The sequence below is a fragment of the Sphingomonas yabuuchiae genome (assembly GCF_001477495.1).
In the GTDB taxonomy this organism is placed as follows: Bacteria; Pseudomonadota; Alphaproteobacteria; order Sphingomonadales; family Sphingomonadaceae; genus Sphingomonas; species Sphingomonas yabuuchiae_A.
Window position 1 is genome coordinate 1 of sequence record NZ_LDTF01000020.1, and the last position, 13422, is coordinate 13422.

A 13422-nucleotide genomic window follows, 5' to 3' on the forward strand; every position below is an offset into this window, starting at 1 on the left:
AGCAGGGCGTAGCCGAAATCCGGCGTCGAGCCGAGCGGATCGTCGTACACCATGTCGTCGGCGTCCGACGGGCTGATCCAGGGCAGAGGCTTGCTCATCAGCGATCCCCCCAGACAGCGCCAAGGAAAGCATCCGCTCGCGCCAGCCCAGGTTTTAGATCGCAGCCGCCATCAGCGGCGGACAGCCGGGCCGGCCTCATCGGGCGCAAACGACCAGGGGAAAGGCGGAAAATCGCGTCGCTCTCGTCCGGTTCTGCAGGATCGGGCACCAGCCACGCCTCGTTGCTGCGTGAAAGCCAGAGCCGGCGGGCATGATGCCAGACGGTGCCATGGCGCTGCCACTCGCCGACCGCACAGTAGATGGTTCGATGTCCGGCGCTCGACGCTTTCACCACCAGTGCATCGCACCTGGCGACGCGGGTTCCTCGCTCGACGGTGTCGAGATCCCCGCGTGACGGCTCGATCGACGGCACCAGCAGAAGTTCGGCGGCGGCGATGTGCAGGTAATTCCGAAAGGGCGGCGGGATGATCGGCACCGACCGGTCGATCCGCCAACCGGCGCGCTCGGCGATGGCCAGCGCTCCGGACAGGGCGCGCGCCTTTGCGAGCTCGCGCTCTCGATTTACGATGTACATGGAAGTCCTTGACATTGTGCGGGAGCGGCGGGCTGCTCGCCGGCCCCGCACCATCATTTCGCCTCTACGGCACAGCCGCAGGCACCTTCCAAACCATCATCCCGGCCGGGCCGGCCGGTCTACCTTCGCCTTTGCGATGAAGGCGCATCGTCATTCGACCGAATGCAGGAAAAGGTTGGTCAAACCTTCGTGATCATCAGGATTACGAGCCGCAGATCATCGATCCGCGCAGCCGGATCGTCACGTTGCGACGGGTGACGATCAGCACCGCGTCGGTAGTGACCGTTTCGTAACCCATCGCCCGGATCCGGGCGGTGTCCACGACCCGGATGGTCAGGACATCGGCCCGCCAGGCGTCATGGGTGAACGGGAAAAGGGGCTTTGCATCGCGTCGCGGTTTCAGGATGACGATGCGACCGCGGACTTTGGTCATCGCCGTGTTACCGGCAGCGACGAAGTGGATCGGTCCGCCTCGACGCGGCGACCAGTAGCAACCGGTCCCGTCGAGTTTGGCCGCCCGCCAGTCGGCCATCGTCGTTGCCTCCAGCACGACCGGTCGAGGTGCAGCAGCCACTGTGACGGTGGGTATCAATGCCGCGACTATGCGCAGCGTCAGCCGATACCTCATGCGTCCACCTCAATGACGCTGCGCTCGCCCATGATCCGGTGCGAGCGGGCGACCTGCGCGCCCAGCGCCCGCTGCACCAGCCAGAAGAACCCGGCGGTTGCCGCCTGCGGCCATTCCCCCGCCAGCCAGCGGTCGATACGGAACTGGGCTGCAACAAGGCCGATGGCGAATGCCGCGGCAGCCCACCACATCGCCAGCCGCGCGGCGAGATAGACGCCGTCCACGATCCACAACCGCAGTCGGGATGCCGCCGGATGCCAGATCGCCCAACCGAACAGCGCCAGCGGCGCAGCCGCCGCGGCGCCATAGGCCATCGCCGGGTCGAGGTTCGCCGCCGCCAGACGATAGGCGAGGAACGCGACCCCGCCCAGCAGCAGCGTAGCACCGGCGGCGCGGAAAAAACCGATCCTGCCGAGCACATCGCCCAGGATCATGCCGATGAGGTAGGGCATCTGCCGCTCCGCTTAAAAAGAGGTGCCGACTGTGCCGAGCCGGGCAGTCACCGCCCGGTCGACCAGCGCGCGGGCTTCACGGTCCGCCGCGCTGCTTGGCGACAGCGTCAGGTGCATGCCGGTCGAGTCCACCTCGAGCGACATCGTCTCGCCGAGCTTGCCCTGCGGTGCGATCAGTAGCCGTTGGCGCGGGCCATAGATCGATGGGCCGTAGCGAGCGATCACCTCGGCACGGATCTGCTCGTGACTGCGGCCAGCTTGCGGCGCCCGATACTGGACCAGACCAACCCGGCCACCGTCCGGCGTCGGGGTGACATTGAGCGAGACGCTCTCTTCGCCCTTGGCGGCGCTATAGCTGTACACGCCCGACCGTGCGGAGTTTGGCGGCATCTGATCGCGACGTCGGGCAACCGCATCCGCCACGACCTCTGCCCAGCTATCGCCGGGATTGGCACGCACTGTCCACCCCGTCCGCTGCAGCAGCGCCACTGCGTCGGCCGCCTCCATACCGGGGCGGATGCCGGCAATGTCGAGCGTCTTGGCCGGCCTGGGTGCCGTCTTAATCGGCTGTGCTGCGCTCGGTACGCTGACCATACCGCCTATCGCCAGCAGCATCATGGTCGGGATCGCCATCGTTCTGATCATCGTCATCTTTCTCGTTCGTAGGACGCGCGACATCGTTCGCCGGAAAGCCATCCCGACGTCGCGAGTTTTGGTGGTGTTAGACTTGGTCGCCGACTGGCAGCCTCAGCCCACAGGCGGTGCGCGTGCGGCTAGGTGGCAGGTCATCGCAGCACCAGCGTCAAGTATCCCGCCGTGTCGGTCGCACCTGCGACATGGCCGGCATCGAAAGCGCGGGCGATGCCGAAGCGCAGCGACGACATCGGCGACAGTGCCGCCGACCAGCTGAGCTCCACATCCAGTTCGCGCGCAGATGGGGCCAGATCGACCACCGCCGTCCGCGTCGCCAGCGCCCCCGACATCAGGTCGTAGGTCACCGGCACCAGCATAGTGGCCCGCGCGCGTTCAACATGAAGGGGTGAGGACAGACCGAGCGTTGCCATACCACCGAGCAGGCCGCGCGAGCCTTCGACTGCGAAGGCAGTGCTCAACAGTGGCTGGTCAAAGCGCATCATGGACGATCCGCCCGAAACGTGGGTGGTGGCAGCCGTTGACCGCACCGAAAGCGCCACCCCCGCGATGGTATGCCGCATCGTCAGCGTCGCCATCGTCGTCGTGGCACCCTCCAGTCCGAGGTCCAGGCCGCCGCTCATCCCCAGCGCCCGGCCATGCTCGGCAAGGTTGGTCAGCTCCACGCCGATCCCAAGCGGCGTCGTCACTGCGATAGTGCGCTGCCCGGTACGACGATCGCGCGAGATGCCGGAGGCGAACGATGCCGACCAGCCCGAGCCGCTCCAGCTCGACGTCATTCCGACCGGTGTCGCGCCGATCCCGCGCAACGGCGTTCCGGTAAGGCTGGCACCTCCGTCAATCGCGACGTTCGCGCCCAGCGTGACCGTCTGCCCCCGTGCCGGAGAAAAGGAGGCAAAAGCCGGGCGGTTGAATCGCGCGCCCTGCCAATAACCCGTGGTCGTCGCCGGCGATACGAAGCCGAACCTTGCATCGGTCGGGTTAGGCGTCAGCCAAGGCGGATCGACCGGCGTCAGCATCGCACCGGCCAAGAGCCCAGAGCTCTGCGCGCGGATGCCGGATGCACCCGTCATGTGGAAGTCCCGGCCATAACGGTCGAGCACTGTCATGCCGGCAACCTTGTCGCCCAACGCCGCCGCACCGGCGCCACCACCGAACGGACCCGAGACGGTAAGCGAGGAGTAGCGGGCCAATACGGTCTGCGCGGCCGCGAAGGCAGCAGCAGGCGCCTGCGCCTGCATCGCCTTTTCGATGTTGAGAATGCCCGCGCCAAAGATCGGATCGACGCCCGGCGCACCGGCGTCGGTGGCGGTGTCGAGCAAGATGCGGCTGATCGCCTTGCCGCCAAGCTGCGGCCAATATTGCTTGAGTAGCGCCGCCGCACCGGCGACTGCGGGAGCAGCGAAGCTGTTGCCGGTCACCGTCACAATCGCGCCGCTTTCATCCATGGTCTGCACAGCGTTGCCGCCCGCCGCGATCATACGATCGGCGAGCGGGCCTGGGCTTCCGTTGGCGCTACGCGGATTGCCGTTGCGGTCGACGCCGATCGCAAACAGGAACCAGTCCTTGTTGGCACGATCTGTGCCGATGAGGTTTTCGGCGAATTGACCGGTGAAGCTGTCTTCGTCGGTGAAATTTGAGATGGACTGTACGAATAGCCGGTCGGCCTGTCGCACGGCGTCCATCGCCGCACGCTGGTCGATCGCCTGCTGTCCGGCAACGCTTCCGTTAGCGCTCAGGTTGATGACGAACGCCCCCTTGTCGAGAGCGTAGCGGATGGCGGGCGCAAGCAGCGCGGGGTTCGGCCCACTTCCTTCCGGCACGGCGCCGGATGAGGGCGTCACGTTCGACATGTCCGGCCCGCTGATCTTGAGCGCCAGGATCGTCGCATCAGGCGCCACACCCTGAATGCCATTGCCGTCGCGGGCACCGGCGGCGACGCCGGCGACCCTTGTGCCGTGACCAATCACATCCTTCACTTCGAAGCGGATCGTCTCAGCGGCGCAGGTGCCGCAGCGGGCAATCTTCTGGTCGAAGGCCGTACTGTCCGGCGAAATGCGCCCGGCGAATTCGCGGCCGGAGGTATTGATGCCGGTGTCGAGGATCGCGATCGTCACGCCCTTGCCGGTGATCCCTCGATCATAGGCATAGGCGGCTTTGGCGGACACAACCGAACCCGACGCCTGATACTCGGCGCTGCTGGCGGATGATGTTGGTGTCGGCGACGGCGTGGGAGTCGGTGACGGCGCCGGACTGGGTGTCGGGATCGACCCGGAAGAATTGATGCCACCGCCTCCACCGCATGCGGCGAGTACAAGCGTCACCGACGCGGCCGTTGAATTCCTGAAGATGGCAAGCCGTCTATTGCGGCTTCCGATAAGTGCACCCACGCCCGCCCCCGTCCGCGTGGTGCCGATCGGCTTCCCCAGCCGGCGGCACCGCCTTGTAAATACGAGGCGGTGCCGGCCCGTGAGCCGGAGATTGGAAACCTGCGGAAAGACAGGCGCGAGCGTCTTTAGGCCCCGAAGAGCCTTGGACATACACGCCCGCTCCCCGGCCGAATGAAATTCGGGCCGGGCATACGGCGACTTTCCGACGAGGTTTCCACGCCTCGGTCCGCCTGCTGGCGAACGCTTCGACTCTACCCTGGGCAGGTTAACAATCTCAAGCGATGATCGTACCGCCTCGCCTGATCGCGCACGAAATAGTCTGCCGAGGTCACCGTTCGTGTTCGGACTTCTGGGGGATCGCCGGTGTTTGGTCCTTATCGCGTCCCTTCGGTCGAGCGCGTGCCTGCTCGGAGTCGACGCTCTCCGCCTGCGCGAACACCCCACGCTGCTTGGTCGCCGTGGCGACTGGGAACAGGTCATCAGGCCGCGAAGCTGGTTCGGCTTCCGGAATGGTGGGATCGAGCGGGACGGTCGCTGACGGCAGCGCAGATACGCCAGTTGCTTGTTCAACCGCATCCATATCGACTACCCGCATCCGGACCGACTGCTGCTGCGCCGTATGAAGGTCCGCCAGATCGCTTTGCGCTTTCACAGTGGATTTGAGGCGCTGCCACACGCCCCGTTCGCGGGTCGGCAGGTCAGCATCGTCGATGTCGTACCGACCGTCGGCGTCCAGCCACACGCGACCGCGTTTTCTCCGCAGCATCGCCAGCGCCTCATCGTAGATTTCGCGCTGACGGCGCAGAGCGGCTTGATGTCGCGCCGCCTGCATCTCGCCGACGGTTGGACTTGGCGGGGGCGTCGGGGTCACGAAGGTTTCGCCATCCGTGCTCGAAGTCCGGTCGCCGCCGACCGTTCGCCCGGTATCGTGCCCGATAGCGATGGGGTGCTGCGGGATCGCTGCAACCCATGTGGCGATGTCGGCGACCGTCTGCACGGTGTGCGACCGCATACCCGCAAGATGAGTTCCCAGGACCTCACGGCGATTTGCCAACTCGGATGCGCCCGCGGTTGCGCCGAGATCATGGCGCATCGACGTCAATCTCTGGCTGACTGCCGATCGCGCAGGCGTGAGTTTGGCTCGAGCAGCGCGGGTCGCCTGATCGGCGACGGACATTTGTCGTTCGAGATGATCCCGCATCTTCGCCTTCAACGCGGCGGGCGATGGCATGATCGCCTCAGCATCCGACAGCTTGATGGCCATGCCTAAGCAACGGCGCCGCACGATCGCCCCGGCGCTGCCCAGCCATTTGGCGGCGTCGACCAAGCCGGTGCTGACCTGCCGGAGCTGATCCTGCAGGATCAGAAGCGAGGCATGACGGTCGTCAGCGGCCGCCAAACGCCGCGCCGCCCAGGTTGCTTGCTGTCCGACCTTGCCCCGGATCGGCTGCGCCATACCGCGGTCGCGATTGGACAGCGGCGTGTAGCGCTTGTCGATGCCGGCTTCCCGCAGCGTCTCGTTGATCGCGACCACCACGGCACAACGACGCTGCATGATCCCGGCCGGGGTGTTGATCTCGGTCCGCTTGGTGACGGCGAACTGCCATTCATAGGGTGCCACCCGCTGACAGGGCCGCATCGAATAGACCAGGTGCAGGTGGAAATTGCGTTGATCGCCTGCTGCGTCGGGCAGGTGAATGCCGACGGTATAGGCCAGCCCCAGCCTCTCCAACTGGCGGCAGATGCGCTTGACCGCCTGCCGCCGTTGCTCGGCGGTCAGTTCGGCGGGAAGCGCAATGACCTCGACCAAGTAGATATTGGCATTGGCCCGGTCTTTCGCCTCCAGCGCCTCCGACGCGCGGTAATGGGCGACGAGTTCGTTGCGATCGTCAGCGACATTCGACCACCAGCCGAGTTCGCCACCCTCCAGCGCTTCTTCGCGCACGCTATACAGCGCGGCGCGCTCGGCTTCGCCAGCACGCCAGCGACGACCATTCTTCGAGCCGAAACCCCGCGCGGTGAAGGCAAAGTGGATCGAGTGACGGCCATCGGGCCCGCGCGCATTGGTCACACCGACCGTCCCCTTCAGCATCTGCGCCACCATGCGGGTGAACAGTTTGCGCGGCGTGCGTGATCTCGTACGCGGACGGTCACCTTCGGGCATTTTTATGTGCAGGCGGCGGCTGAGAAACGCCTCAGCCTCGCGGTCGCTCATCGCCTTGCGCCGCCGCCTGGCACCTTCGTCTGCACGCTCGGCGCTCGCTTCTTCACGCTTGCGGCGACTGGTCAGATGCCGAGCACTGCGGGCATCGGCAAGCGCTTGGGCGGCTTCCCTGTTACCTGCCTTCAGCTCCGCATAGTCGATCGCCACTGCCAAACTTCCATCGTTCAATCAGGAGGGGGTGGGCGGATCGTTGTTCGGCTTTGGCAGAACAACACTTTATCGCGCACCACCCCCTCTAACCTGTCACCTTCTGCCTTACTCCTGCTGGTGTCTCGTCAACTCAGCCCCGGAAAGATGCGCGCGGCGTCGATCAACTTTGTGCCACTAGGTTGACGCTTGGAGGCGACGGTCGTGAGTACCGCGACGGGCATGACCACCGCCCAAACCACTGCTGATCGCCTCCGCGATCTGGCTACCAATCTTGCCGCGAGCGAAGATCGCATTGCGGGCGAGGTCGCGATCGCGGCCACCAGCGCCGCCGAACTGCGGCGGCAATATCGCGCAGCGGACAAGCGGCGCGGCGGGCCGGGATCGACCGATGCCCGGAAGTACGCCCTCGGCTCGGCCCTCGTGCTGGTCGGGATCGACGGCAGCGACGACACCGCCTTGCTCGGGCTGATGGCGCATCCGGAACGGATGGCGCGCTGGATGCAGTCCGCCACGGCGGCCAGCGCCGGGCCAACGTTCGGCGATATCGTCCGCTGGATCTTCAGCGATCCCGCACGCCTGACCTGGTGCCAACAGTGGGGCGTGATCCTGCAATGGCGCAGGCGCGCCGCGCTATACGAACAGGAAGTGCGGCGCTTTATCGAGACCGGGCCACTCGACCCGCGCGCGTCGTGGCGGCGCAAGCCGATCACCATCGGGCAGGCCGCGCTCATCGATGCGCTGGTCGGCCTGCTCGGCGAACCCGCCCCCGATCTCGCAACCCGTGGCGCTGCCTTCGAATGGCTCCGCGCGCGCGGCGGCAATCCCGCTTTCTGGCGTGAGCCTTCGCTCCCGCCCCATCTGGAGGAAGACGATGAATGATGACCACCCATCGATAGATGAGGCATATGCTGCCCACCTGCGCCTCGAACGACGATTCAAGGACGCGATGGCCGCGTTCGATGCGGAGATCGCCGCAAAGCGGACCGGCCATGACGCCTATCGTCACGCCGAGGGACTGTGCAGGCGACTGGCGGAAAGCGCCGGGGCGCTGCAGGCGCGGATCGACGACATAGTCGGCAAGCTGTGACGCAGGTCCGGGTCAGCCGCAAGGAGCGGCGCAAGCAGCAGGCGGCCTTCGGCCAGCAGCGTTACGAAGGCAGCTATCATCAATTTCTCGACACCTCCGGGCGCAAGACCGACATCGATACACTGCTCGCAGGTGCGATCGCCAGTGGTGGGGACTTCACCACGCTGGTCAGCGACATGCATGGCCGTATCTATGCCGAAGGCATCGCTGAGGCAGATTACGGCCGACGTCTCTTCTCGCCCACCCTCGGCGACATCCGGTCATTGCCCGCAGCGATCCTTGACGCCAAGGAAGAACTGCCCCCGCTCGATCTGATCCCGACCGATCGCGGGGCGCTTGAGACATTCCTGCGCGGGCTGATGATGCGCAATGGTGCGGACAACAATATCGACGTCATCGTCGGTGGCTGGGCAGGAAAGCTTGCACCGAAAACGGCGTTCGACTTCCATATTCACGCCTTGGTAACGCTGCGCGACTGCGACCAGGAACTTTATACAGCCTTGGTCGGCGGAAGGTTCGGGCTGGTAATCCGTCGCTTGCGGAACTTGGCAAGCAACGATCCTACCTCCATGTCGAAGCTGCGCAATCTGCTCGTCGCACAGGCATTGATCTGGTGCGCGCATGACGTGCAAATGGTTGGAGCGAGGCTGACGAAGACCCCGTCGTTCGGTTACTTGGTACCCGGGTCCAGCCAACCGATTGCACCAGAACGGGCGCTCAACCAGATGCGGGCGCGTCGTACCGCGCTAGAGACCGCGCTCGACTTGTACTTCGGCTCGGGCGACTGGCGCTTTGGCGAAAGCGCATGCGTGCCGAGCGGCGTGAACCTGCCGCTGACGAAGCATGCCGATCCACTCATCCGCATGATCGCAAAGCGGATTCGCAAGCATCCCGATATGCTGGAACATGGCGGCAAACACCTCGATCTGCCCCGCCTGATGCAGCACGTCGCAGGACGCCTTCGCGAAGACGATGCGCTGATGGCGCGAACCGCGACGCCGCAGACGCGCGGCGTTGGGGCCAGGGTGTTCGCAACCGAGTGGTACGGGTTGCCGCCGCTCGCGGCCTTGGCCGTGGCCATCCGCCGCCTCATTCAGGCAGAGCAGCAACTGCCGGCAATGGTCGACGCCCTGATTGCCGGCAACGTACTCGCGGCGCCGTTGGGCCCGTATGACGGTGAACGACAGGTTCGCGGGTCCGTGAGCCGATTCGAAGAATTGCTGGTATTCTATCGACAAACTCTGTTCGGTTATGAAGGGGGTGACCTGGATGCCGCCAGCCGACCTTGGAAAGCCACTAAGGCGTCACGTGATTTCCTAAATGAGCGAGGGGATTGCGCGCTGAAAGATCATCATGGTGCTGCGAAGGGCCTACGACGGCCGTTCTATTTGCTTGACGTGATCCCTGAACATCGCTTCTCCATTGGCTGACGGTGTCGTTAATCATAAATATTCTTCTGCGGTGTGGGCAAAAATATCTTCAAATCAGCTGGTATACCCCACTTTGTAACCGCCGCACCTGTCCAATTGGTTGGGTGTCTGGCACCCCAACCGTTCCCATTTCTCCGTGATCGATCATCAGTTTTGGGAAAGAGCATTTGGGAACATATTTCGAAAAAAGCGATATCTGCGCCGCTTGCGGTACTCCCCAGCTCATCCGCTTATCCCACTTCAGGTTCCCTTTCGGGAATGTGAGCAGAGTTTCCGGTACCTACGATAAAGGCCGCCCCGCGCTCCTGATCGATGTTGCCGTTGGTTAGTGTGCCCAAGGGGGGATTGAGGTATGTTGGTCGCTTGGAGCCTTCCTGGAAGACAATGACCGATCTCTCTGTGCATGAGCAGCAGCGGCTAGCCGCGCTCGCAAAATTCGATGTGATGGACACGCCGCGCGAAGCGGCCTTTGACGAGATCGCCGAACTGGTCGCCGCAATCTGCCAGGCACCGATCGGGGTCGTCAATCTGATCGGCGACGGCCGTCAATTCTTCAAGGCCGAGGTGGGTCTCGGGGTTCGTGAAACGCCGCTCGACACCTCGTTTTGCGCGAAGGCGATCCTTGAAGAGGAGTTTCTCCTCGTCCCCGATGCAACTGCCGATCCTCGTTTCGCCTGTAGCCCCCTAGTTACGGAAGAGCCGCATTTGCGCTTTTACGCAGGCGCGCTTCTCAAGACGAATGACGGCCTGCCGATCGGCACCCTGTGCGTCCTCGACTATCGGCCGCGGACCCTGACAGAGGTGCAGTTGCAGGCCATCCGCGTTCTCGCCCGACAGGTGATGGTCCAGCTCGAACAGCGGCGTGTAACGAAGCAGATCGCTGCGTCTGAAGCCAGGCAGCGTGCGATCGTCGACAGCGCGCAGGATTTCGCCATCGTCGCCACCGATCTTGCGGGCATGATCGTCGAGTGGAGCTACGGGGCGGAACGCGTCCTTGGCTGGCCGGAGGAAGAGGCCATCGGGCAAAGCGGTACGCTACTCTTCACCGACGAGGATCGCCGCGCCGGCGTGCCCGAAGCCGAGATGAAGGCTGCACGAGAGAAAGGGCGTGCAGCGGATGAGCGCTGGCATGTTCGCCAAAGTGGCAAACGGTTCTGGGCGAGCGGCGAAATGTCACCGCTCCTCGACCAAAACAACGAGCACATCGGCTACGTCAAGATTCTTCGCGATCGCACCGAAGAGCATCTTGCGGGCGTCGAACTGCGTAAGGCGCAGGAGCGCTTCACGACCATCTTCGATACGGTCGAGGCCGCCTTCGCCATCGTGCAAGTAAAGTTCGACGAGAATGACAACCCCGTCGACTATCGGTTTGTCGAAGCCAACCCGGCATTTGAACGCCAGTCCGGCGTCAACCTGCGTGGAAAGTGGGTCACCGAGTTCGCCCCCGATCTGGAGCAATTCTGGTTCGACACCTATGGTCATGTGGCCAAAACCGGCGAAGCGACGAACTTCGAGAACTATGCCGAGGCCTTCCAGCGATGGTTCGACGTGCGCGCCGTGCGGGTCGGAGATCCTGCCGATCGACAAATTGCGATCATCTTCAACGACGTCACCGCACGCCGGGAGGCGGAGGATCGGCTGCGTGCCAGTGAAGCTTTAGCGCGCGAGAACATCGAGCGCGTGCAGCTTGCCCTGGAAGCCGGCGCAATCATCGGCACATGGCATTGGAACCTGCCCAAGGACCGGTTCACCGTCGACGAGGCTTTTGCCCGGGCGTTCGGACTCGACCCGGCGCTGGGGCGTGAAGGCATTCCGCTCGCCCAGATCACGGCAACGGTTCACCCGGATGACCAAGCAGGCCTGACCGAGGCGATTGATGCGGTGATCGCGCGTGGCGGTTCCTATGCGCACCAGTATCGCGTTCGCCGCGCTAATGGCCGCTATTACTGGATCGAGGCGAACGGTCGTGTCGACCATGCTCCCGATGGCACGCCACTGAATTTTCCGGGAGTACTGATCGATGTCGAGGAACGCCGTGCAATCGAGGCAGAACGCGACCGCGCGGTCGCCGATCTGCGCGCCCTCAACGAGACGCTGGAACAGCGTGTTGCCGAACGCACGGCCGATCTTGGGTTGGCGGAAGATGCCTTGCGTCAGTCGCAGAAGGTCGAAGCCATCGGCCAACTCACCGGCGGGGTGGCGCACGACTTCAATAACCTGCTGACGGTGATCCGGGGTTCAGTGGATCTGCTGCGCCGACCCGGCCTCTCGGACGAGCGCCGCGCGCGGTACATCGATGCGATTGCCGACACAGCGGATCGAGCGACCAAGCTGACCCACCAACTCCTCGCTTTCGCGCGGCGACAGTCGCTCAAGCCCGAGGTCTTCGACGCCCGCACCAACATCAGTGCCGTCGTCGACATGGTTCGTACGCTCGCGGGTGGGCGTATCGAGGTCGCGTTGCGACTGCCGTCGGAGCCCTGTTACGTCGATGCGGATCGCAGCCAGTTCGACACCGCGATCGTCAACATGGCCGTCAACGCCCGCGATGCCATGAAGGGCGAAGGTTCGCTGACCATCACCGTTGCGGAAGCGTCGGAGATGCCGGCGATCCGAACGCATCCGGCCGTCAAAGGCGAGTTCGTCACTGTCTCGCTGACCGATACGGGGCCGGGTATTGCCGCTGACAAGATGGAGGTGATCTTCGAGCCCTTCTACACCACGAAGGGGATTGGCGAGGGAACCGGTCTCGGACTCAGCCAGGTATTCGGCTTCACCAAACAGTCCGGTGGTGACGTCATGGTCCATAGCCGGCCCGGTGAGGGTGCGACCTTTACCATGTACCTGCCACGTGTGCAGGCGGACGAGGTCGGTCCGGCGGAAGCGGGCGATAATCGGGTCCCGCTGGGAGAAGGTGCCCGGGTGCTGATCGTCGAGGACAACGCCGAAGTTGGCGCGTTCGCCACGCAGGCGCTGGCAGAACTCGGGTACCGTACCGAATGGGTCACCGATGGCATGAAGGCGCTTGCCATCCTGGCCGACGAACATTTCGATGCGGTTTTTTCGGACGTGATGATGCCGGGTATGTCCGGCATCGAATTGGGCGAGAAGCTGGCAGAATTATACCCCAACCTCCCGGTCCTGCTGACCAGCGGGTACAGCGAGGTGCTGGCCCGAAATGCTGACAATCGATTTGCCCTGCTGCACAAACCCTATTCCTTGGACGATCTGTCACGTGTGCTGCGCAAGGTTGCTCACATCAAACATGCTAGGGCTTGACGGCGGAAGACCTGGCTAGGTGGGCGGCCGAACGGCGCGCTGCGACGGTTCGGACCGAGGTGGCCTTCGCCACTCATGAAATCCGGGATGCGCGACGCTCCTCAGGCTGTTTGGCCTTCCCGGTTGCCGATCAGGCGGTGCATCGCGTCAACTACCTCAGCGTGATTGATCGGCTTCGAGTAGAATTCGGCCCGCTCGGGAAGCTCTACGCTCTCGCGCGTGAAATAGGCGGCGGTCAGGATGATCTCGATCGGCGGCCAGCGTTTGCGGATCGCCGCTGCGATCTCGATGCCGCTACGACTGCGCGGCATGTCGAGGTCCATATAAACGAGGCGAATATCCAGACGATCTTCCAGGATTTGGATGGCGTCGGCACTGCTCAGCGCTTCGACTGCTTCGAACCCGGCCTTTTCGACCATACTGATCGCGTCGAGCCGCAAGATCGGCTCGTCTTCGACCACCAGCACCGGCCATCGCTTGAGGGGTTGAGACTGTCC

The 13422-nt window shown here is 64.1% G+C and carries 11 protein-coding genes; 4 read left to right on the top strand and 7 right to left on the bottom strand.

The features are described from left to right. Positions 1 to 97 precede the first annotated feature (97 nt). From NS355_RS05580 to NS355_RS05605, 6 genes are all read right to left on the bottom strand, one after another. Positions 98 to 634 carry a hypothetical protein gene (locus tag NS355_RS05580; protein ID WP_058744800.1) on the bottom strand — a complete coding sequence of 179 codons (537 nt, stop codon included), beginning with the start codon at positions 632 to 634 and terminating at the stop codon, positions 98 to 100. A gap of 202 nt (positions 635 to 836) precedes the next feature. Continuing rightward, positions 837 to 1262: a hypothetical protein gene (locus NS355_RS18600; RefSeq protein ID WP_153008069.1), complete on the bottom strand. Its 426-nt coding sequence runs from the start codon at positions 1260 to 1262 to the stop codon at positions 837 to 839. Beyond that, complete coding sequence (locus NS355_RS05590) at positions 1259 to 1714, bottom strand: hypothetical protein (RefSeq protein WP_058744802.1); 456 nt, start codon at positions 1712 to 1714, stop codon at positions 1259 to 1261. Before NS355_RS05590 ends, NS355_RS18600 begins: the two co-directional genes overlap by 4 nt. Before the next feature lie 12 nt (positions 1715 to 1726). Then, the gene (locus NS355_RS05595; protein ID WP_058744803.1) at positions 1727 to 2365 is read right to left on the bottom strand and encodes a hypothetical protein; all 639 of its coding nucleotides are present in this window, start codon (positions 2363 to 2365) and stop codon (positions 1727 to 1729) included. A 134-nt stretch (positions 2366 to 2499) separates the two neighbouring features. Further along, positions 2500 to 4905, bottom strand: a complete 2406-nt coding sequence (locus NS355_RS05600; RefSeq protein ID WP_084787568.1) for a S8 family serine peptidase — start codon at positions 4903 to 4905, stop codon at positions 2500 to 2502. A gap of 178 nt (positions 4906 to 5083) precedes the next feature. Next, a complete protein-coding gene (locus NS355_RS05605) occupies positions 5084 to 7126 on the bottom strand; it encodes a MobA/MobL family protein (protein ID WP_153008071.1) in 2043 nt (680 codons plus the stop codon). 204 nt (positions 7127 to 7330) lie between these two features. Here NS355_RS05605 and NS355_RS05610 point away from each other — a divergent pair, with 204 nt between their 5' ends. From NS355_RS05610 to NS355_RS05625, 4 genes are all read left to right on the top strand, one after another. Beyond that, the gene (locus tag NS355_RS05610) at positions 7331 to 8008 is read left to right on the top strand and encodes a hypothetical protein (protein ID WP_153008072.1); all 678 of its coding nucleotides are present in this window, start codon (positions 7331 to 7333) and stop codon (positions 8006 to 8008) included. Between the two features lie 67 nt (positions 8009 to 8075). Then, entirely contained in the window at positions 8076 to 8216 is a 141-nt protein-coding gene (locus NS355_RS18920) for a hypothetical protein (protein ID WP_157092706.1), read from the top strand. After that, positions 8213 to 9646, top strand: coding sequence for a hypothetical protein (locus tag NS355_RS05620; RefSeq protein ID WP_058744808.1), 1434 nt, complete (start codon positions 8213 to 8215; stop codon positions 9644 to 9646). Before NS355_RS18920 ends, NS355_RS05620 begins: the two co-directional genes overlap by 4 nt. 384 nt (positions 9647 to 10030) lie before the next feature. Then, positions 10031 to 12925 (top strand): PAS domain S-box protein, encoded by a 2895-nt coding sequence (locus NS355_RS05625; protein WP_167345405.1) that lies wholly within the window; start codon positions 10031 to 10033, stop codon positions 12923 to 12925. Between the two features lie 101 nt (positions 12926 to 13026). Here NS355_RS05625 and NS355_RS05630 read toward each other — a convergent pair whose 3' ends face one another. After that, positions 13027 to 13392 carry a response regulator gene (locus tag NS355_RS05630; RefSeq protein WP_244489571.1) on the bottom strand — a complete coding sequence of 122 codons (366 nt, stop codon included), beginning with the start codon at positions 13390 to 13392 and terminating at the stop codon, positions 13027 to 13029. Positions 13393 to 13422 lie beyond the last annotated feature (30 nt).

What these genes read in the sequence shown, in the direction of transcription:
- NS355_RS05580 (WP_058744800.1), bottom strand. Translation starts at nt 634, where the DNA reads ATGTACATCGTAAATCGAGAGCGCGAGCTCGCAAAGGCGCGCGCCCTG.
- NS355_RS18600 (WP_153008069.1), bottom strand. Translation starts at nt 1,262, where the DNA reads ATGAGGTATCGGCTGACGCTGCGCATAGTCGCGGCATTGATACCCACC.
- NS355_RS05590 (WP_058744802.1), bottom strand. Translation starts at nt 1,714, where the DNA reads ATGCCCTACCTCATCGGCATGATCCTGGGCGATGTGCTCGGCAGGATC.
- NS355_RS05595 (WP_058744803.1), bottom strand. Translation starts at nt 2,365, where the DNA reads ATGACGATGATCAGAACGATGGCGATCCCGACCATGATGCTGCTGGCG.
- NS355_RS05600 (WP_084787568.1), bottom strand. Translation starts at nt 4,905, where the DNA reads ATGTCCAAGGCTCTTCGGGGCCTAAAGACGCTCGCGCCTGTCTTTCCG.
- NS355_RS18920 (WP_157092706.1), top strand. Translation starts at nt 8,076, where the DNA reads ATGGCCGCGTTCGATGCGGAGATCGCCGCAAAGCGGACCGGCCATGAC.
- NS355_RS05625 (WP_167345405.1), top strand. Translation starts at nt 10,031, where the DNA reads ATGACCGATCTCTCTGTGCATGAGCAGCAGCGGCTAGCCGCGCTCGCA.